The organism is Planctomycetota bacterium, from assembly GCA_018242585.1.
GTDB lineage: Bacteria > Planctomycetota > Planctomycetia > Pirellulales > PNKZ01 > JAFEBQ01.
On record JAFEBQ010000010.1, the window covers coordinates 55720 to 75704 of the forward strand.

The 19985-nt window shown below is 62.4% G+C and carries 10 protein-coding genes and 1 tRNA gene; 4 read left to right on the plus strand and 7 right to left on the minus strand.

Translation table 11 applies throughout. The annotated features are described in order from the left end of the window. Window positions 1–44: 44 nt before the first annotated feature. The 5 genes from JSS27_05445 to nirD form a co-directional block, all read right to left on the minus strand. The gene (locus JSS27_05445) at window positions 45–4712 is read right to left on the minus strand and encodes a protein kinase (protein ID MBS0208381.1); all 4668 of its coding nucleotides are present in this window, start codon (window positions 4710–4712) and stop codon (window positions 45–47) included. Between the two features lie 182 nt (window positions 4713–4894). Next, window positions 4895–6262 (minus strand): serine/threonine protein kinase, encoded by a 1368-nt coding sequence (locus tag JSS27_05450; GenBank protein ID MBS0208382.1) that lies wholly within the window; start codon window positions 6260–6262, stop codon window positions 4895–4897. A 59-nt stretch (window positions 6263–6321) separates the two neighbouring features. Further along, on the minus strand, window positions 6322–6699 hold the full coding sequence (locus JSS27_05455) for a TerB family tellurite resistance protein (GenBank protein ID MBS0208383.1): 378 nt from the start codon (window positions 6697–6699) through the stop codon (window positions 6322–6324). Window positions 6700–7260: 561 nt separating this feature from the next. Continuing rightward, window positions 7261–8724, minus strand: coding sequence for a sigma-54-dependent Fis family transcriptional regulator (locus JSS27_05460; GenBank protein MBS0208384.1), 1464 nt, complete (start codon window positions 8722–8724; stop codon window positions 7261–7263). 364 nt (window positions 8725–9088) lie between these two features. Beyond that, window positions 9089–12079 carry a nitrite reductase small subunit NirD gene (nirD, locus tag JSS27_05465; protein MBS0208385.1) on the minus strand — a complete coding sequence of 997 codons (2991 nt, stop codon included), beginning with the start codon at window positions 12077–12079 and terminating at the stop codon, window positions 9089–9091. A gap of 196 nt (window positions 12080–12275) precedes the next feature. Here nirD and JSS27_05470 point away from each other — a divergent pair, with 196 nt between their 5' ends. From JSS27_05470 to JSS27_05485, 4 genes are all read left to right on the plus strand, one after another. Further along, entirely contained in the window at window positions 12276–12473 is a 198-nt protein-coding gene (locus JSS27_05470; protein MBS0208386.1) for a hypothetical protein, read from the plus strand. Between the two features lie 455 nt (window positions 12474–12928). Beyond that, complete coding sequence (locus JSS27_05475; GenBank protein MBS0208387.1) at window positions 12929–14557, plus strand: dimethyl sulfoxide reductase anchor subunit; 1629 nt, start codon at window positions 12929–12931, stop codon at window positions 14555–14557. Window positions 14558–14559: 2 nt separating this feature from the next. Continuing rightward, a complete protein-coding gene (locus JSS27_05480) occupies window positions 14560–16797 on the plus strand; it encodes a nitrate reductase (GenBank protein MBS0208388.1) in 2238 nt (745 codons plus the stop codon). Between the two features lie 52 nt (window positions 16798–16849). Continuing rightward, entirely contained in the window at window positions 16850–18136 is a 1287-nt protein-coding gene (locus JSS27_05485; protein MBS0208389.1) for a NarK/NasA family nitrate transporter, read from the plus strand. A 201-nt stretch (window positions 18137–18337) separates the two neighbouring features. On the opposite strand, the gene JSS27_05490 is transcribed toward JSS27_05485, so the two are convergent. Both JSS27_05490 and JSS27_05495 read right to left on the minus strand, forming a co-directional pair. After that, a tRNA-Leu gene (locus tag JSS27_05490) sits at window positions 18338–18420 on the minus strand. A gap of 201 nt (window positions 18421–18621) precedes the next feature. Further along, on the minus strand, window positions 18622–19644 hold the full coding sequence (locus JSS27_05495; protein MBS0208390.1) for a cyanophycinase: 1023 nt from the start codon (window positions 19642–19644) through the stop codon (window positions 18622–18624). Window positions 19645–19985: the final 341 nt, after the last annotated feature.

Genomic DNA, 19985 nt, shown 5'->3' on the forward strand with positions numbered 1-19985 from the left:
ATGCGGGAGTTGGAAAGTTAAAGAAGGCTCGCGGCTTTCCGAGCTTAGTGATCCCATTCACAAACGAACCAGAACAAGCGCCCCTGATTCGTGTCGGAAGCCTCGGCTTTGATCTGCCCTTGCTCCGCGCGAACGCTCCAGTACAGATGATCCTCGGCGCCATTGCCGTTGTTGGGTTCATTGACGGCCCAATTGACAACGTCGCGGCCGACCGATGAGCCATCCAGCCAGGCGAATTGGCCTTCGTTCTTGACGTCGCTGGCCCCCAGCCAGAAATCCAGTCGCTCGCCCAGGCCGGCTTGCTGGGCCTGTTGCAAGACAAACCGCGAAACAAATTGTCCCTCGGCGGCGGATTCCAAGCAGAGCATCGCGCCCCCCATCCGCTCGCACGCGGCGCGTGCCGTATCCCAGGTCACGGGCATGGCAAAGAACTTGTACCAGCGATCTCCGAACTTAATCGCATCCAGGGGATGTCGCTGCGAGAAACTGGCGTTGCTCAGCTTGCGCAGGTTGGCAAGCTGCACGCGGCGCTTGTCGATAATGTTCCGCGATGGTCCCGTCGCGTCTTCCACTGCCGACATGTACCAGCGGGCGGCTCGTTCCATGGTCAGCGCCTTGAGCGCTCCGGCGAGCTTCTCGCTGGCTTGCCACCACAGCTCGCCCAACTTGACCTTGGCGGCAGCCTCGACGGGACGTTCTTGCTCGGCCAACGCAATCTCACGCCAGGGTGTGTCGCTGCCCGACTCAAAATCGGCAATGGCGGCGGCGGGCTGGTTGCGCACCAGCAACAGATAGCGCCCGCGGGCGGCATGCGCCTCGCGATCGTCGGACTGCTCGCGCAGCTTGGCCTCGGCAGCCAGGCCAAGTTGCTGTTCGTCGCGATAGAACTTGAGTTCCATTTCACGAGCCTTGGCCTCGCGGCTGGTGTCTTGGTCCAGCTTTCGCTTGGTCTTTTGCCAAGCGCTCAGCAATTCGACCGCCAACCCATATTGGTCGAGGAGCGCCGCCCGCTCGCTACCACGCCAAGCCTCGTCGGCCAGCGCCTCGCGTGCCGCGTTCGAGCGGCCGGTGCGGAACAACTCGGCCACGGCGCGTTGTTCCATGTCGCTCGGATCAAACGCGAAGAAGCGTCCCAGGTCTTCGAGCGCCGTGAGCGTGACCGGCACGTCTCCCGCCTCGGCGGCCAACTGGGCGGCCAATTCCAGGGTGGCCCAGCGTTGCAGATCATCCAGTTCCAGATCACACGTCGTGGTCAACAAGGCTTCAGCAACGGTCAGCTTCGCGTCGGGCGTCGCCGATTTGTCGGTCGCCTTGCTGTACTGCTTGCCCAGCATTTCGACCGCGGCGGCGCGCTCGGACACGCTGGGCGGAGCGACGGGCTGCCAGTCCAACGGCCGTACGTCGAGCTTTGTCACCCGCCACGAAGAGCGCGAGCCACCCACCCAAGTGGACAATCGACTGGGGACCGACCATTCACGACGTTCCCCATAGGGTGCCCAGCCGGCCTTGGTCTCGAAGGCCAGTTGGCCGTCCACCATGACTTGCGGCCCGCTGTTGCGAGCGATGAACTCGACTCGATGCTGCTGGCCTGGAACCAGGAGCGCGGGGGCTCGATTGTGATGCGCGGCTTCCAGCGCTTCGCCATTCGTGGCCACGCCTGCTTTGGACATGGCTTCGCCATCGACCACCAGCGGGGCGCGTCGTTCCTGCATGGGAAGCCCGACGGCAAAGCCCCCGCTTCCGCCCAGTCGTTCGACAATGGCCGTCACCACGTATTCATTCGGCAAGCTAACGGGAAGCGCCAGCCGATTGGTTGTATTCTCGTTTGGCTTCAGGATCACGACGCCGCGGGCTTTCTGCCACTCGCCGCGCTCGGTGTCACGTTTGACGTCGACCGACGCGATCAGGTCCAAGGGCCGGTAGCCATGAATCGCTCGTTTCGGCGGCGAGATTTCAAACTTGGAAATCTCGAACTGCGTGTCCTTGCCCTGCACTCCCAGGAACAGTTGGCGTCGATTGCGCGATTGAAAGAACGTCGGCAACCCTAGGTCGCGAGGATCGCCTTGCCAATCGATCGCCAGGCGATTGTCCACGTAGGCGCTGACGTGATTCTTGCGAACCAAGCAGACGACCTCGCACGGCGTGTCGTGCGGAAAGGTCACAATCCGCCGCGCGGCGGGCAGGTAGCGGCTGTCCCCCGTGGCGGCATCCAGACCGATGAACTGTGGTGAATCGTTCGCGGCCGTTTCGATATTCAGGCGGGTTTGCGCCTCGCCCACCACTAGTCCGATCGCCAGCCGGCCGTTGCCTGCCGTGCGCTTGGCGACCAGGCGCAAATCGTATTCCTCGGGCGGAGTGTACGGGACCATGACGCGAAGATTGACGCCCTTGCCGGCCAGGTTGGAAAGCGCGCCATTGACCAGTTGCCAATCGCCCTCGATCGTGTCGCGAGTCGGGTCGACGCGCGAGAGCAAGTCGGTGGCGCCACCCGTGGCGTCTTTCGACTTCTGTCGCGTCAAGTCGTCGAGCGCCGACTTGACGATGGCTTCGGCATTGGTCTTCGACCCCAGCGGCACCAGGCGAACATTGCGAAACTTGAACGCCGCGTCCCATGTCCCAAGCGCCAAGCTATCGGTACGCGGCAGCGCACGATCCGCTGCCAGGGAAAGCTCGGTGGTCTTGCCCTTCCAATCGGTGATTGTGGTCGTGTCGCAGGTCACCTTAATGGCCCCGTCGCGCACTACGCACGCGATCAGCATGGGGTCATTTGACCCCAGGAACGTGCCGCGGTTCGCCGATCGGTTGCCGGCCGTGGCGACGTACCTTCCCTGCAACAAGCTCAGGCCGCTGATCGTGCCCCGATTGGCGTCGATCACGGCCAGCACCTGACGCCCGCCGCATGCGATGGTCAGCTGCAACTCGTGCGAGGAGCCCAATCGTTCGACCTCCAGCAGCAGCACGTACTCGCGCGGCGCGCCGGTCGGGAACATCACGCGCGCCGGCTTTGCGATCGGCGCGATGAGCTGTCCCGGCTCCTGCCGCCACTCCCCCTCGATGACATCGCGCGAAAGATCAACAAGCGGCAGCAAGTCGACCGGTTGACCAGGCTTCCATTTGACGCTGACTCGCGGCGGCGCGTCGTCTGGACTGGCGGCCGGCGGCGGCGCGGGAGGAGGAGACGGCTTCACCGCGGGCGCGGGATTCTGATTCTCAGGTGTTGTGGGAACAGGTGCAGGTATTTCAGGCTTACTCGCCCTTTGCGGCTCAGGATTCGGCATGGTGGGAGGCGTGGTCGCCACCGAGGGATTCTCGGCTAGCTTCTCACCGTCGCCGCCTGACATTCCCCAAAGCACTAATGCAACGGCAACGACCACGGCCAGGCCTGCGCCGGCGACAAGCAAGCCCGTTCGACGCGGGGCTTCGGGCTCGGGCAATGCCTGAGCGCCAGGTGGGAACGAGGGCTGGCGCACGGCCGTAACTGGGCTGCCAACCGGCATTGCATAGACCAGGGGCACCGCGGTCAGCACCCCTGGCGGGGCCAGGGCCGGCGCGTCGCTGCGCGACGAACCGATCGAAGAGCCGCCACGCTGAATGCCCGACGAGCCGGGAGCGGACAGGAACGCGGCCGCATCGGCCGCGGGCATCACGTCGTCGAGCACGCTGATGGATGAATCGTCGTCCGAAACACCGCTCAACAAGGCGCCGAGCGCCGTGGCAACTTCACTTGCCGTTTGCACGCGCCGGGCCGGATCTTTGGCCACCATCTTCTGAAACAGCGCGTCGAGCCTGGCGGGAACCTCGGGGCGCACCGCGCGAAGTGAAGGGATCGGGTCTTCGCGATGAGCCCACAGCTTCTTAACCAGGGTATCGGCCTCGTAGACCGGACGCCCCGTCAGCAGCCGGTAAAGAGTGCAGCCCAGGCTGTAGATGTCAGCGCGGCTGTCGGCCCGACGGGCGTCGCGAGCCTGCTCGGGGGCCATGTAATCGATCGTACCCATCACCTGGCCATCGAGCGTCAAACCTTCGCGCGCCGCCGTCTCGGCTTTTTCCGACGCATCGGTCAAGCGCGCCAGGCCCATGTCCAGAACCTTGACAGTCCCTTTCGTATCGACGAGCAAGTTTGACGGCTTGATGTCGCGATGCACCACCAACATGCCATGCGCGTATTCGAGTCCGCGCGCGGCCTGCATAACACAGTTCATGGCCTTCTCGATCGGCAACGGCCCTTGCTTGGCCAACAGCGACGACAAGTCCTTGCCTTCGACATATTCCATGACCAGATAATGCAAGCCGTTCGTTTCGCCAGCGTCAAAGGCGGTGACGATATTCGGATGCACGAGCTGCCCGGCCGTTTCAACTTCCTGGTAGAAGCGTTTGACGTTCTGCGGGTCGTGCATGGAATGAGGCGGCAGCAACTTGATCGCCACGATTCGCTTCATGCGGCGATGGCGTGCCTTGAAGACCTGGCCCATTCCTCCGGCGCCAAGCCGGTCGAGCACGACGTATTCGCCGAACACCAGCCCCTTGCCGCGGCCGTGATAGATGTTGTGCGCCTGGTACTTGGTCAGTTTTCCCTGGCGGACGAGTTCCTTGGCGAGCTGCTCGGCGTCGTTGGCGTCGGCAACGCACAGCTTGACGGTTGCCAGCTCATCGCCCGGCAAGAGATTGAGCGTCGACAGGCTTTCCAAGAACTCTTTAGCTGTGATGGCCATCGCTGATCACCGCTAGCGTTCGTAGGAAACGGGCCAGTAGGAATGGGGGGATGGAATCTTCTATGGTAGCGCTGCAGGGCCCCCGCCACAAGCGTTAAAGAGAATTAACGCCAAGAACTTGACAATTGATCGTGCCAATCGGCCAAAGGTTCAAGGTGCGACACCGTGTCGGGGGCTATGGCCTAGCCGAACAGGATGACGAGCCCCACCACCAAGGCCAGCAACGCCACCCCCGCCGCTACCGCGATCATCGGCAGGTAAGAAAACTTTCGAGGTGGCACCTCGACCGGAAGCGAAACCGTTGGCTCGTTGGCCCGGCTTGGAGCGGCAGGTCCAGTCGCGCCAGCTTGGATCGCGGCTTGATTAAAGCGCGCCGTCACCTCGGCCTGATAGATGCTGCGCATCTGTTGCATGCCCATCGCCGCGGTCATGCCGTCTTCGACATATTGGGGGCTCGCCGGCGCGGCAAAGACTCGCGGCGGCGGTGGCGACTCGGCCTGTGCCGCGCTGTCGGCGCCCGAAGCGTTTCCGGCGGCGCGCTGCATGCAGAAGCGTTCCAGATCGACGAGCAACTCGCCTGCATTCTGGTAACGGTCTTCAGGGCGCTTGGCGACCATTCTCGCGAAGATGCGATCGAGTTCGGCCGGGGCGTCTGGTCGCTTGGCACACAAGGACGGGATCGGGGCTTTGAGATGAGCCAGGATTTTTTGGATGGGGGTATTCCCCTCGTAGACGCTTTCGCCCACGAGGACGCGGAACAACGAACAGCCCAGACTATAGACATCGCTCCGCGCGTCGGCGTGACGCATGTTGTTCGCCTGCTCGGGCGCCATGTAGTCGACCGTCCCCATCACCACTTCAGAATTGGTGAGCTGCTTGTCGGTGGCTTCGGCGTCCTCGATCAGCGCCAAGCCCAGATCGAGCACCTTGACGACTCCTGATTGGTCGAGCAGCAAATTGGCGGGCTTGATGTCGCGATGAACCACGCCCTGGGAATGGGCATAGGCCAGCCCTCGCGCCGCCTGGGTGATGTGATCGACCGCGTTGTCGATGGCAAACCGGCCGTACTTCTTCGACAGCGCGGAAAGATCGCTCCCCGTGATGTATTCCATCACCAGGTAGGGGATGCCGTTTGTTTCGGTGGCGTCGAAAGCGATGACGATATTCGGATGATTGAGTTTGGCGACCACTTCGGCTTCGCGTTGAAAGCGCGCCGTGGCCGCGGCGTCCTTCGTCAAGCCGGGCGGAAGCATCTTGATCGCCACCACGCGTTTCAAGTGGCGATGCTGGGCTTTGTACACCTGCCCCATGCCCCCTTCGCCAATCTTCTCGAGCAGGACATAGTTGCCCAACAAGAGGTTCTTGAATTTGCCAGCGACAATCTGCTCGGCCTGGAACTTGGTCAACACGCCTTTCCTGATCAGCGCCCGCAATAAGGCGCCCGGGTCCGAAGTCGACGCTGCGGCCGTAACGAACGGGCGCAGTTGATCGGAATCAACGACGCCGCTGTCTTCAATTCGCTTGATGATGGTTTCAAGCGTCACGGCCATGAATTGCGCTCGGGGGTAAGTGGCATCACCATGACAACGACGATTCTGGCGCGGAACGCTCAGCTCACCAATTGCCGAATCCGATCGCAAAGTTGGCGCTCGTGGTCGGCCACGGCGCCGTCAGCCCGGGCGATGGTGTCCATGCAATTGAGCACCAGGTCGCGCCATTTGGGCTGTCGCAGCGAATGCACCCGATTCAGTGCGGTGGCCAACACATTGCTGAAGCCCTGGTTCTTGATATCTTCGATGAACTGATCGATGCCTTGCTCGACGGCCTGTGGCGTCCAGTTGAAGCCGGCGTCGCGCACCACCTGTTTGATGCAATCGCGTTCCGACTTGGTGGCCTTGCCGTCGATGGCCATGACCGAACAGACCAGTCGAAAGACGGCCGTTTCGCGAAACTCGTCGAACTCGTTCGTGGCCGCAGGCTCGGTCATCGGATCGGCTCGCTAGAAAGAAAAGGTGCGCTGGTGTTTAAGCAATGCTCGTCACGTCGCCAACACGGCGTCATTGGGCTTGGGCCGCGGAATGTGGCAATGGCGCCGTGATCGTCCCGATCGTATGTTGTACCGAGATTCCGCACCGCTGTATTGCGGGAGGGCCACGGAACGAAAAGGCTGGCAACCTTTCGCCGCAAGTCCTTTTCACTTTCGAAGTGCGAGAGGCGGGGCTTGGCCCCACGCAACCGCGCGGCCACTCGATTCTGAGCGTATTTCCGCTCCTCCGCAACCCCTTTGCCGACCGCAACTTTCGGCCAATATTCGTTGCCGGCCGGACCTGTTGCCACAATTCGCCACGCGACGAGCGATTCGATAAACGACGAATCAAACCCGCCAGACCTGCGGCGCCACAGGTAACAGGCCGGCGGCCGCACATCGGTCGTTTGTCAGCAGCAAGGGCACGGCGCTCAATGCCACGCCATACAGCCACGTCAGTCGGCATGGCCGAGCCGGCGGCGATTTGGCCCGGGTGGTTCTCCTGGCCAGGCACCGCGCGGCTCAAACGCGCAACGCCTCGACTCCTTCCTCGACCGCCGGCACGTCAACGGTTCGGCCGACGACGATCCCCAGCGCGCGCAACTTTGAACGGAGGCTGGTCCGCGTGATCCCCAGCAGCTTGGCCGCCCGAGCCTGGTGTCCGTCGGTGTGCTTCAGCACCAGAGTCAAGAGTTGCATCTCCATCTGGGCCACGGCGTGTTCGTGGATTTGCTCCGAATCGGTTCGCAGTTCGGCTTGAACAAACGCATTCCAATCGGTGCTGGCGTCGTCGGCCGCGGCGGCCGGCGTGGCGGACGCCTCGCCGCGAATGGCCGCGGGCAGAAACTCGGGCAACAGCACCGGCCCGCTAGCATTCAACAAGGCCTCGCGCAGCACTCCTTCCAGCTCGCGCACGTTGCCCGGCCAAGGATAGCGCCGCAAGGCTTCGAGCGTTTGCGGCGCCAGGCGGGAGACCCGCTTCTTGAGCTGCTGCATATGCCGCAGCAGATAATGATTGACCAAGGCTGGCAAATCGTCCAGCCGTTCGCGTAACGGCGGCACCTCGATCGTCGTCGCATTCAGGTGATAGAACAAGTCGGCCCGGAACTGTCCGGTGGCGAGCAGTTGTGACAGATCGCGGCTGGTCGCGGCGATGACCCGCACCTCCGAGAGCGGAGGCGTGGCCTCATTGCCTCGGGCACTGGCCTGATCGACCAACAGGTTGACCAGCGCGCTCTGCATGGAAAGCGACAGCTCGGCGACTTCGTCCAGAAACAACGTGCCACCGGCCGAACGCTGCAGGCACGATTGCCTGGCACGATCCGCTTTGGTGCTACTCGCGCGTTGCTCGCCCAGCAGTTCGGCTTCAACTTCGCTGGCCATGACGCAGTTCAGCGCGACAAAGGGGCCAGCCGCGCGGCGGCTATACTGGTGAATCAGCCGGGCGGTCAGCTCCTTGCCGACGCCCGACTCGCCGCGGACCAGGACCGTGACGTCCTGTGTCGCCAGACGGCCGATCGCTTTGCAAACCTGTTGCATCGGGGCCGAGCGTCCGACCAGCACCGGCGAAGCCGTGGGGTCGGCTTCGACCGGCGCGCGAATCTCGACGGCCGAAGTGGTCAGCGCGCGGGTTTCCAATAAGCGTTGCACGCATTGGCGCAGATCACTCACCTGGATCGGCTTGAGCAAGAGGTCGAACGCGCCGAGGCGCATTGCTTCGATGGCAATGCGACTGTCGTTGCCCGCCGTGACGACAATCATCGGAATCTTGACGTCGAGCGCATGGAGCCGCTCGAACAGGCTCAGCCCCGGTTCATCGGGCAACGCGACTTCCAACAGGATCACATCGGGAATCTGCTGCAGCGCGGTGGTGTAGCCCGACGCGCCGGTGTGGGCCGCGACCACATTCAGCCCCAGGTCCGATACGGCTTCGCGCGCCAGGGCGGCAAGGCTGGGATCATCGTCGATGACTAACACACCGGGCATGGTTCACTCTTGACGGGCTCGTTCACGGGCGGCTGACCTCGCGCGATTGGTGCAGCACGATCGCGACCACATGACACATCATCGCAACTTGCATGCCAGATAGGGCCTTGCGTCATTTTGTCCCGATGCAAGGAGCGGCCAAATCCGCGAAATGCGGCTGTAAACCGCGTTCGCCACACAACTTCTTGGCAGCGGCCCGAACGCGGCCCCCCGGCATTTAATTGAGCTTTGCCGCCAGTTCATCGGGCAGCAGCGAAGGGCATTGCGCAGGAATCGGGCAGCCATTGCCCGTGCCGAGATAGGGGACGAGCCAACGAATGATCTCGTCGGCCGCGTTGGCCAGCGCTCGCATCGGACGAACAGATCACGTCTGGCAATTCGACAAGTGGCAGCCCCCCAACGCGTGGCAGCCGTGTTCTCCATTGGCTGCGATTGGCAAATCGTGGGGCGCGCTCACGTAGACCTGATCCCCTTCGACTTTGACGGGGAACACGCTCACCTGATAGTCGTCCCCCGTCAGGCATTCTCCCGATTCCAACGAGAAGGTTTTCTTGTGCAGCGGGCAGGCCACCTTGGGCACGCCGTTCTGGTCGCCGATCAGCCCGCTCGAAAGCACGAACTGCTGCTTGTGCGGGCACATGTTCTGGCAGGCGTACCACTGACCACGACTGGTAAAGTTGAAGATGGCAATCTGCCGATGTCCCACTTTGACCGTGGCGCCCCCTTCCTGCGGGAAGTCGCTTGCGTTGCCCACACAAGTCCAGTGGTCGTCTTCAGCCACTTCCTTGTTGAGAGGAGTCGCGGGCGCCGGGAGTTGGAACTGTTCGAGCGTCACTACGTTTGGTTCCCAGCCGGCCGGATGTTGCTGGCCGCGCTCGGAGACCATCTCGATACACGATTCAGTTTCGTCGGTGTTGACAAATTGCTTGAACAGCCGGCGACGCTCGGGATCGTCGACCACTTCCTTCCATTCGCACTTGTACGAATCGGCCAGGAATTGCATCTGGCGTTCCAGGTCGGCGCAGATGCCCAGCGTGTCGTTAATGATCACGTCGCGCAGATGCTCGATTCCACCTTCCATCTTCTCGAGCCAGACGCTGGTCCGCGTGAGTCGATCGGCGGTTTGGATGTAATACATCAGGAAGCGATCGATGTATTTAATGCACGTTTCCTCCTCCAGGTCGGCGGCCAGCAACTCGGCGTGCCGAGGCTTGGAACCGCCGTTGCCGCACACGTACAGGTTGTAACCGTTTTCGGTGGCGATCAATCCAAAGTCCTTGCCTTGCGCTTCGGCGCACTCGCGCACACAGCCCGAGACGGCGGCTTTGATCTTGTGCGGCGCGCGGACCCCCTTGTATCGGTTCTCGATCCGAATGGCGAAGCCGACCGAGTCTTGCACGCCATAGCGACACCAGGTGGTGCCGACACAGCTCTTCACTGTGCGCAGCGCCTTGCCATAGGCGTGACCGCTCTCGAAGCCGGCTTTGACCAGGTCTTCCCATATGTCGGGTAGCTCGTGAACCTTGGCGCCGAACAGGTCGATTCGCTGACCGCCGGTGATCTTGGTGTATAGGCCATATTTCTTGCCGACTTCGCCCAGCACGACGAGCTTCTCGGGCGTGATCTCGCCCCCCGGCACGCGCGGCACCACCGAGTAGAGCCCGCCGCGCTGGATGTTCGCCAGGAAGCGATCGTTCGTGTCCTGCAACGTGGTGTGGTCCATCACGTTCTCGTTCCACAAGCTGGCCAAGATCGACGCCACGGCCGGCTTGCAGTTTTCGCATCCCTGGCCGCGCCCGTGGCTCTGGACTAGCTCGTCGAAGGTTTTGATCTGCTTGATCTTGACGATTTCGTACAGGTCTTGCCGCGTGTGAGCAAAATGCTCGCAGAGGTCGTTATTGACCTTGGTACCCAAGGCGCGAAGCTGCGCCTTGAAAATGTCGGTGACCAGGGGCATGCAGCCGCCGCACCCGGTGCCCGCTTTGGTGCAAGCCTTGATGCCGTCGAGTGTGGTGACACCCTGGTCGCAAATCGCGGCACAGATTTGTCCCTTGCTGACGTTGTTACACGAGCAGACCTGCGCGTCGTCGGCAATCTCGCCCAGACCAGCGGCCGCCCCCCCGCCTTTACCACCGCTCAACAAGTCCGAGGGCGCAACCGGTAGCGGCTTGTCGCTCTTGTAGAGCATCAGCAAGTTGCCGTAGTCGGCGGCGTCGCCGACCAGAATGCCCCCCAGCAGTCGCTTGCCGTCCGGGCTGAACACCAGCTTTTTGTACGTGCCGCCGAAGGGGTCTTCATAAGTGATCGCCCGCGAGACGGCGGCATCGGCGAACGGATTGCCGAAGCTGGCCACGTCGACTCCCATCAACTTGAGCTTGGTCGACATATCGGCGCCGGAGAACGCTCGCTCGGTCCCGCACAGATTCTGCGCGGCCACTTCGGCCATGTCGTAGCCCGGCGCGACCAAACCATAGATCATGTTGCCGTGCAGCGCCACCTCGCCCACGGCGAAGATTGCCGGGTCGCTGGTGCGCATCAGATTGTCGACCACGACTCCACCGCGCTGCGAGACGTCGAGCCCGCATTCGCGCGCCAGCTCATCGCGTGGGCGGATGCCGGCCGACACGATGAGGACATCAACGTCGAGCTTGCTGCCGTCGTTGAATTCCAGACCCTCAACCTTGCCGTTGCCCAAGACTTGCTTGGTGGCCTTGTTCAGATGGACCTGCACGCCCAGTTGTTCGATCTTTTGGACCAGCACTTGGGAGCCCGTATCGTCGACCTGGCGCGGCATCAGTCGGCCGGCGAACTCGACCACGTGTGTTTCCAGGCCCAGGTCGTACGCCGCCTTGGCCGCTTCGAGCCCCAGCAGTCCACCGCCGATTACCGCGGCGCGGCGCGCCCCTTTGCTATAGGCGATGATTGCTTCCAGGTCTTCGATCGTCCGATAGACAAAAACCCCCTGCAGCGCGATGCCCGGTACTTGCGGCACGAATGGGTAGGAGCCGGTCGCCATGACGATGTAGTCATAAGCCACCTCGCGCCCCTTGGCCGATTTGACAACACGGCGTTCGCGATCGATCGCCGTGGCGCGGTCGCCAATATGGAGTTGAATGCCTTGCTGCTCGTACCATTCGTGCCGGGCCAGCATCAACTTCTCGGCGTCGCGATGGGTGAAAAACTGTGTCAGCCCCACGCGGTCGTACGCGGCGCGCGGCTCTTCACAGAACGTCACGATTTGAAACTGGCGCTCGCGGTCGAACTCGACCAGCCGTTCGCAAAACCTGTGCCCCACCATCCCGTGGCCGATGACCACAATCGTTTTCGGGCGGTGATGTTCTCCGACAGTAATCATGCGCTGGTGTGCCTTAACGGTAGTATTGAGGTGGCGGAAAAACGGGTGACCGTTGAAAACACGCTCGTCGGGACGGGCGCGTGACTACTTATTACAGCCGCGCCGCCCACGCGCGCTTTGCCACCGGCGTCAATCCAGGTGCTGCCCCTTTGCGAACGACAGCCGCCAGTACCATCAATGTTCCCGAGAGGAATTCGTGGCTGCGAAATCGGGAAACGGACGCCCGCTCACCATCTTGAGCCTGTCGTTCGCGCTGCTTCATGTGGTCGTCAGTCAAGGCAAACATCGTGCCAGATTCACGATTCGCTATTCCATTGGCGCGATCAAAACGCAGAAGTGCCGTGAAAACACGGCTGGAAAAGCTGTTGCCACGAATGCGACGCGATTCACTTGATTTTGAGATCGTCGAGCCATCTGCCTCAAGGCAATGCAGCGCTGCGCAGCGAAACCGCAGAGGGGCGAAAGCAGCCGTGGCTAAAAGTCGCTCTTAGTGGAACAAAATGGCCCGCCCACCTAAATCGACGTCCTGTGTTTTATGCAGCGACTGATGGGGAGTTGGGCAGCGGCCGCTCGATTCGCGCGGCAACAACACGCCAAGCACGTGTTTTTGCGTGTTTCGCTCGCGCCGCGCAAATAAAGCAGGATTTTGTCACGCGCGGCCGTGCGACTTGGCACGGCGCTTGCCTAAGAGAGTGATCGCCAGGCGGCGCACTTTTCGATTGGGTTTGCAGCGTGATCATTCGCGCCGACATCGGCAACGAACAAGCGGACGCTATTCGTGACGCCGTCTCCGACGCCGGCCGCTTGGCACGCGCCTCGTCGTCACCGACGGGCGAGTCGTTGCTCGAGATGTTGTTGCGCGAGCAACAAGAGATGACGCCGCTCGAGCGCTTTTCCCGTCAGCATGACGCCGACGAATTGCCGGCTCAGCAGCGGTACTATCATGACCTGATCCCCCTCAGCGCGCCCGCCCCCGGCGAGCAATATGCGTTTGACGTCGATCTGGACGCCTGCTCGGGCTGCAAGGCGTGTGTCAGCGCGTGCCACAACCTGAACGGGCTCGACGATCAGGAAACCTGGCGCGACGTTGGCCTGCTGCAAGGAGGCACCGCCGAACTGCCGATTCTGCAGCACGTGACCACGGCCTGTCACCACTGCATCGAGCCCGCCTGCATGCTGGGCTGTCCGGTCAAGGCTTATGAAAAGGATCCGGTGACCGGCATCGTCCGGCACCTGGACGACCAGTGCATCGGTTGCCAGTACTGCGTGCTGGCCTGTCCGTACGACGTGCCCAAGTACAACAAATCACTGGGCATCGTCCGCAAGTGCGACATGTGCAGCCAGCGATTGAAGGTCGGCGAAGCGCCGGCCTGCGTGCAAGCCTGCCCCCACCGGGCCATTCGCATCACGGTCGTCAAGCAGGCCGAAGTGGTGGCTAATTGCGAGACGAACCAGTTTCTGCCCGGCGCGCCGGACCCAGCCTTGACGCTGCCGACGACAAACTTTCGCAGTTCGCGACCGCTGCCGCGCAATTTGCTGCCGGCGGACTATTATGCCGTCCATCCCGAGCACGCCCATTGGCCGTTGATCGTGATGCTAGTGCTGACGCAGCTTTCGGTCGGCGCTTTCGCTACTCAAGTATTGGCCGAACGGTTCAGCAGCCGGGCGCTGCACGGCGCCGACCCGGCCGCGGCCTTCTGTGCCCTGGCGTTCGCGGTGATCGCGCTGGGGGCCAGTGTATTGCACTTGGGCCGGCCGCTGTACGCATTTCGCGCCGTGTTGGGACTGCGCACATCGTGGCTTAGTCGCGAGATCGTGGTCTTCGGACTGTTCGCGGCGTTGGCGGTGGCGTACGCGGCACTCGAATACTTCTGCGGCGCGAGCGAACTCTATCTCAAGTGGCGCGCCTCGATTGGCGCCGCGGTCGCGACCAGCGGCATCGCCGGAGTGTTCTGCTCGCTGATGATCTACTACCGAACCGGGCGCGCTTCGTGGAACGCCGTGGCGACCGGCGGCCGGTTCGTACTGACCACGATCGTCATGGGGCTGAGCACGACGCTCTTGACCGAGACGATCATCCAGCAACTTTCAGCCAGCGCCACCGAGTCGTCACGCCAATTGCGATTGGACGAGATGTTGCGACTGTTGCTCCTGACCGCGGGCGTAAAGCTGCTATTCGAAGCCAGCGCCCTGATCCACCTGCGCCGGCGGCAGCATACGCCCCTGAAGCGCACGGCGCGCCTGATGGTTGGCGATCTGAAGCGCGCCGCCTTCGGCCGCTTTGTCTACGGAATCCTAGGTGGCGTGCTGCTGCCGCTTTGGCTGCTGGGCCAGGTGACGCGCGATCCCACGGGCGCGCTCCCCTGGCCGGCGGTGGCCGCCAGCTTTGTCTTTCTGTTGGCGGGTGAATTGCTCGAGCGCTATCTGTTCTTTACGGCGGTGGCCGCGCCGAAGATGCCAGGAGGTTTGACCACATGAGCATGCCCGAGCGCAGCGGCCTGTACACCGTTGCCGATAGCATCGTCGGCCGCTTCAGCGCCTTGGTCCGCAATACCGAAGGGCCGTTGACGCGCGAGTTGCTGCTGAACCCCGGCGGGTTCGGCCTGGGACAGGTGCCCCAGAAGCTCAAGCCCGACTCGACCACGACGATGGTGTGCGGCTTTTGCTCGACGGGCTGCGGGCTCAATATTCATCTACGCGATGGCCAAGCCGTGAACCTGACGCCGACTACGCAATATCCGGTAAACCGAGGCGTGGCTTGTCCCAAGGGTTGGGAAGCGTTGGCGGTGCTCGACTCGCCCGATCGCGCCACCACGCCGCTGTTGCGCAATCGGCAAGGCAAGCTCGAACCGGTCGATTGGGCCACGGCCGCCCGAGAATTCGCCAGCAGAATGCAAGGCGTCCAGGCTCGACACGGCGCCGAGTCGGTGGCGTTTCTCAGCACCGGTCAGATCGCCACCGAAGAGATGGCGCTGTTGGGCGCCGTGGCCAAGTTCGGCATGGGCATGGTCCACGGCGACGGCAACACGCGCCAGTGCATGGCCACGGCCGTCGTGGCTTACAAGCAAGCCTTCGGCTTCGACGCGCCGCCGTACACGTACCAGGACTTCGAGGAGTCCGACGTGCTGGTGATCGTGGGCGCGAATATGTGCATTGCCCACCCGATCATGTGGGAACGGGTGATGCGCAATCGGCACCAGCCCGAGATCATCGTCGTCGATCCGCGCCGCACCGAAACGGCCATGATGGCCACGCAGCACCTGGCCATTAAGCCCAAGTCGGACCTGGAACTCTTTTACGGGCTGGCCCATTTGCTGATTGCCGCCGGCTGGATCGATCGCGACTTCATCAGCGCCCATACCAACGGGTTCAACGACTTTGCCCAATTCGTCGCCGAGTACACGCCCGAGCGAGTGTCGGCCGCGACGGGCGTTGCGGTCGAGCAACTGCACCGTGTCGCGCGAGCCATTCACGACGGCAAGCGCGTGTCGTTCTGGTGGACCATGGGGGTCAACCAGAGCTACCAGGGGGTCCGCACGGCGCAAAGCCTGATCAATCTGGCCCTAATGACCGGCAACATCGGCCGCCCCGGCACCGGCGCGAACTCGATCACTGGCCAGTGCAACGCGATGGGCTCGCGGCTGTTCAGCAATACGACCAATCTGCTCGGTGGGCGCGATTTCACTTCGGCCGACGATCGTGCCCACGTGGCCCAGTTGCTCGACATCGACGCTGGCGCGATCCCCACCCGCAATAGTTGGGCCTACAACGAGATCATTGAAGGCATTCTGCAGGACAAGATCAAAGGCCTGTGGGTCATCGCCACCAACCCCGCCCATTCGTGGATCAACCAGAATCAGCTCAGCGAGATTCTCGATCGGCTTGAGTTCCTGGTCGTGCAGGACATGTACCACACGACCGAGACGGCGCGGCGAGCCGATTTGGTGTTGCCGGCGGCCGCTTGGGGAGAAAAGGAAGGGACGTTCATCAACTCGGAGCGGCGGATCGGCGTGATCAAGCGCGTGTCGTGCGCGCCGGGGCAGGCCTTGGCCGATTTCTCGATCGTTCGCCTGTTGGCCGACGCCTGGGGCTGCGGCTCGATGTTCCGACAGTGGGATTCACCCGAAGCGGTGTTCCAGATTCTCAAGCGCTTGTCGGCCGGGCAGCCGTGCGATTTCTCGGGCGTCGATGACTACGCCATGCTCGACCGCGAAGGGGGCATTCAATGGCCGCTGGCGTCGAGCAATGGACCGATCGAAACCGAGCGGCGCTTGTTCGCCGACGGCAAGTTCTATCACCCCGACGGCAAGGCGCGATTCTTGTTTGAAGCGCCGCGGCCGATGACCGAGCCGCCGACGTCGGAATACCCGCTAGTACTACTCACCGGGCGTGGCAGCGCCTCGCAATGGCACACGCAAACGCGGACCAGCAAATCGGCCGTGCTTCGCAAGCTCTATCCGCAGCACATCTACGTCGAGGTCAACCCCGACGACGCGACGCGCTATGGCCTGCAACCCAACACCTGGGCCCTGGTCGAATCGCAGCGCGGCTCGGTGCGGGCCAAGACCTATGTCACCTCGGCCGTCCAGCCGGGGCAAGTCTTCATCCCCATGCACTACGAAGTCACGAATCAACTGACCGACGGGGTCTTCGACCCGTATTCAAAGCAACCGTCTTACAAAGCCTGTGCGGTGCGTTTGCGCCGCGACCATAAGTAACCATCTTTACCAAGAGTCAGCGGCGCGGCTGGCATGGTCACGGAGAATGCAAATGAAATCGGTGTCTGAATCGGGGCCACGCACGCGGGTTCTCCTGCTGTCGACCACGGCGTTTACGCTGCTGTTCAATGTCTGGCTGATGCTGGGCGTGCTGGGCATTCCCATCCGCAAGGAACTCGCGCTGAGCGACACGCAGCTCGAATGGTTGATCGCCACGGCGATCCTGGCGGGTTCGCTGCTGAGGCTCAGCTTTGGCATCTGGGCCGATCGCTTCGGCGGCCGCAATGTGTTTGTGGCGCTGCTGCTGTGGTGCGCCGTGCCGACGTACTTGTTTAGCCGCGCGACGAGCTACTGGGAGTTGCTGCTCTGCGCGCTCGGCTTTGGCACGGCTGGCAACGCCTTTTCGGCCGGCGTGGCCTGGTGCTCGAACTGGTATCCGCAACATCGCAAGGGAACAGCGCTCGGCATCTTTGGCGCTGGCAACGTCGGCGCCGCCGGAACCAAGCTGCTGCTCGTGTTGGTGCCGAGTTTGCTCACCCTGGTGCCTGCTGGCGGCATCCTGTACGGCGTGATTCCCGGCGGCTGGCGATTCATTCCGGCGCTTTATTCAGCCTTGCTGGTGTTGATGGCCGGGGCGATTGTCTGGCTGGCGCCGACGCCCGACCCAACGCCGGCGCGTTCGCGCTCGCTGTTGGAACTGATGCAGCCGTTGCGCCACATGCGAGTCTGGCGATTCGGCCTGTACTACGTCGTCGTGTTCGGCGCGTACGTGGCCATGTCGGGCTGGTTGCCGAAATTTTACGTCGACACCTTTGGCTTGCAACTGCGCGATGCCGCGCTGTTGACCGCGCTGTTCATCTTCCCGGCCAGCTTGTTGCGGCCACTGGGTGGCTACCTGTCCGATCGCTTTGGGCCGCGCGGGGTGACCTATGCGGTGTTCGCAGTGATGTTCGTGGCGCTGTTGGCCTTGGCTGTACCGTCGGGTTCGTACTTCGGCGTGAACTATGCGCTGAATGTCCAGGCTTTCACACTGCTGATCCTGATCGTTGGCTGCGGCATGGGCATCGGCAAAGCTTCGGTGTTCAAGTACATCCCCAACTATTTTCCCAGCGACGTCGGTGCCGTCGGCGGACTGGTCGGCATGTTGGGTGCGCTCGGCGGCTTCTTCCTGCCGCCGCTATTCGGCTGGCTAGGTCGCACGACGGGCATGCCGCAGATGGCGTTTGCCGCGCTGGCGGCGCTGACCGGCATTTGCACCGTCTGGCTCCATGCCGTGGTGGTTCGCTCGCGCAGCCAGGCGTTGGCTGCCGAAGCGGCGATGGCCGTGGAAGGTACTTAGGCAACCAGGGCATGCGCGGCCATCGGCAAATTACGACAACCGACAACTACTACCTCGATACGCAGCCGGCCATGCGATCAGCCGTAGCGGCCAGAAAAGTGGCTCTCGTCGATTTATGTAGAACTTCTGTAGAACTACCAACGAAAACGGCCGATCCTCAGATAGCTGAGAACCGGCCGTAAGTCGTTGTCTGGACTATAGTACCGGAGGTGGGACTTGAACCCACACATTCTTGCGAATACTGGATTTTGAGTCCAGCGCGTCTGCCATTCCGCCACTCCGGCAGCAGGAATACTACAGCATGAAGTAAGCCGGCCCACTGTCAAGGGGTGCCATTCCCCGGCGCGCCGAATCGGCGGCCAAGACCGTGGTGGTCGTGCCGGAAATATTGACCACGGGTGTCAGTGAGGCCGTGCTAAGCGAAATCTTCGAAGACCACCCGATCGTCGGAGCGCCGAACCTCGGCGAACGATCACGACGGGCGATTACTGCCCGCCCGAGGCGGTTGAGACCGGCTGGGGCGACGGAATGGTCGTCGTGTTCGACACCGTCCGCACTTTGCCGTGGGCCGGAGCGCTCGTCTTGCCGTCGACCACTGACTCGGCATGCACGGCCGCTTCGGCCGGCACCGTCACCTCGGATCGAGTCCGCAAGTCGAACCGGTCGCCTGGCTCCAGGAAGTAATAGCCTGGCTCGTCGCCGTCGCGATCGCGGTTGCCGTCGTAGATGGCGACCTTGCTTTCGCCCAGGACGTCCATCGTGTCGTCTTGCACAACGATGGCTGTCTTTTCATCGATGCCAATGCCGAGCACGTCCGGGTGTTCTTGGATGATGTTCGTCAGATCGTTTTCGCGGCGACGAACCAGCAGATGCTGATCGATCACCGTGTTGCGCAGAAAGCCAAAGCCTGGCTCGTACGGAGTGTCGCTGCGGCCGGGGAACGAGGCGTAAATCCCTTGAATCGTCGCGCCGGCCGAGGTGCCGCCGATCACGCCGCCACGCTCCAAGACTTCGAACAACGCCTTTTGCGTCTGGGTGCCGAAATAGGTCGACACCAACCGCAGTTGCTTGCCGCCGCTGATCCACACTCCCTTGGCCCGTAGCAGCGGCTTGATGAACTCTTTACTATCAGCCACCGAGCGGTCGCGCGTGTGCAGGACCGTCAGATCCTTGACTCCCAGGGAACGCAGCGTGCGGATCGTGGGCCAATCGTCGCCGAACGATTCCAAGCTGCTAGCGGTCGGCACGATGACGATCGGCGCCGAAGGGCCGCCGGCCAGTTCGATGAACTTCTCCCAGATCGCCCGGCTCAGGGTGCCGCCGCCCCCAATGACCAGCGCCCCCTGGCGCGGCCCGACCGGCGGCGCGGCCGGCTCGGCCAAAGCGGCCCGCTGGTGAGCGGACAACTCGGCGTTCAAAGCAGAACGTGGCTGTTCGCCGGCAAAGGTCGCCAGCCACAGCAACGTGAAGATTACGGTCAAAACTAGCGTGCGCAGGCACAACGCCATCGGGCAGGCTCCCTTTTCATCCATGAGAAGGAGTTTTCAGGTGGGAACGATTCCGGCCGATCGACTCATTCGCGTGCCGGATCGCTAACAGGCATCAGTGACAATTTATACGACAACCGATTCCGATACAATCTTTTTTATGGGTCCAGAACCTTCCAGGCCATCGCAATTCACGCAATCTATCAAACTATTAAGCCTAGGCTGCCAGCACTGCTACCCGTCTGATTGCGACACTTTTCGCAACAAGTTATGATGCGTCAAAGCGTTACGCTCAATTCCTCGCCCCTTCAATGCCGGCCGGTCTCGGGGGCTTTTTCCTCGGTTTTGACCCGCCGGATAGC

Bases quoted from the DNA above. Each gene is read 5' to 3' on its own strand.
- nirD (MBS0208385.1), bottom strand. From the start codon at position 12,079: ATGATTACTGTCGGAGAACATCACCGCCCGAAAACGATTGTGGTCATC.
- JSS27_05450 (MBS0208382.1), bottom strand. From the start codon at position 6,262: ATGGCCGTGACGCTTGAAACCATCATCAAGCGAATTGAAGACAGCGGC.
- JSS27_05480 (MBS0208388.1), top strand. From the start codon at position 14,560: ATGCCCGAGCGCAGCGGCCTGTACACCGTTGCCGATAGCATCGTCGGC.
- JSS27_05455 (MBS0208383.1), bottom strand. From the start codon at position 6,699: ATGACCGAGCCTGCGGCCACGAACGAGTTCGACGAGTTTCGCGAAACG.
- JSS27_05460 (MBS0208384.1), bottom strand. From the start codon at position 8,724: ATGCCCGGTGTGTTAGTCATCGACGATGATCCCAGCCTTGCCGCCCTG.
- JSS27_05475 (MBS0208387.1), top strand. From the start codon at position 12,929: ATGTTGTTGCGCGAGCAACAAGAGATGACGCCGCTCGAGCGCTTTTCC.
- JSS27_05445 (MBS0208381.1), bottom strand. From the start codon at position 4,712: ATGGCCATCACAGCTAAAGAGTTCTTGGAAAGCCTGTCGACGCTCAAT.
- JSS27_05485 (MBS0208389.1), top strand. From the start codon at position 16,850: ATGAAATCGGTGTCTGAATCGGGGCCACGCACGCGGGTTCTCCTGCTG.
- JSS27_05495 (MBS0208390.1), bottom strand. From the start codon at position 19,644: ATGGCGTTGTGCCTGCGCACGCTAGTTTTGACCGTAATCTTCACGTTG.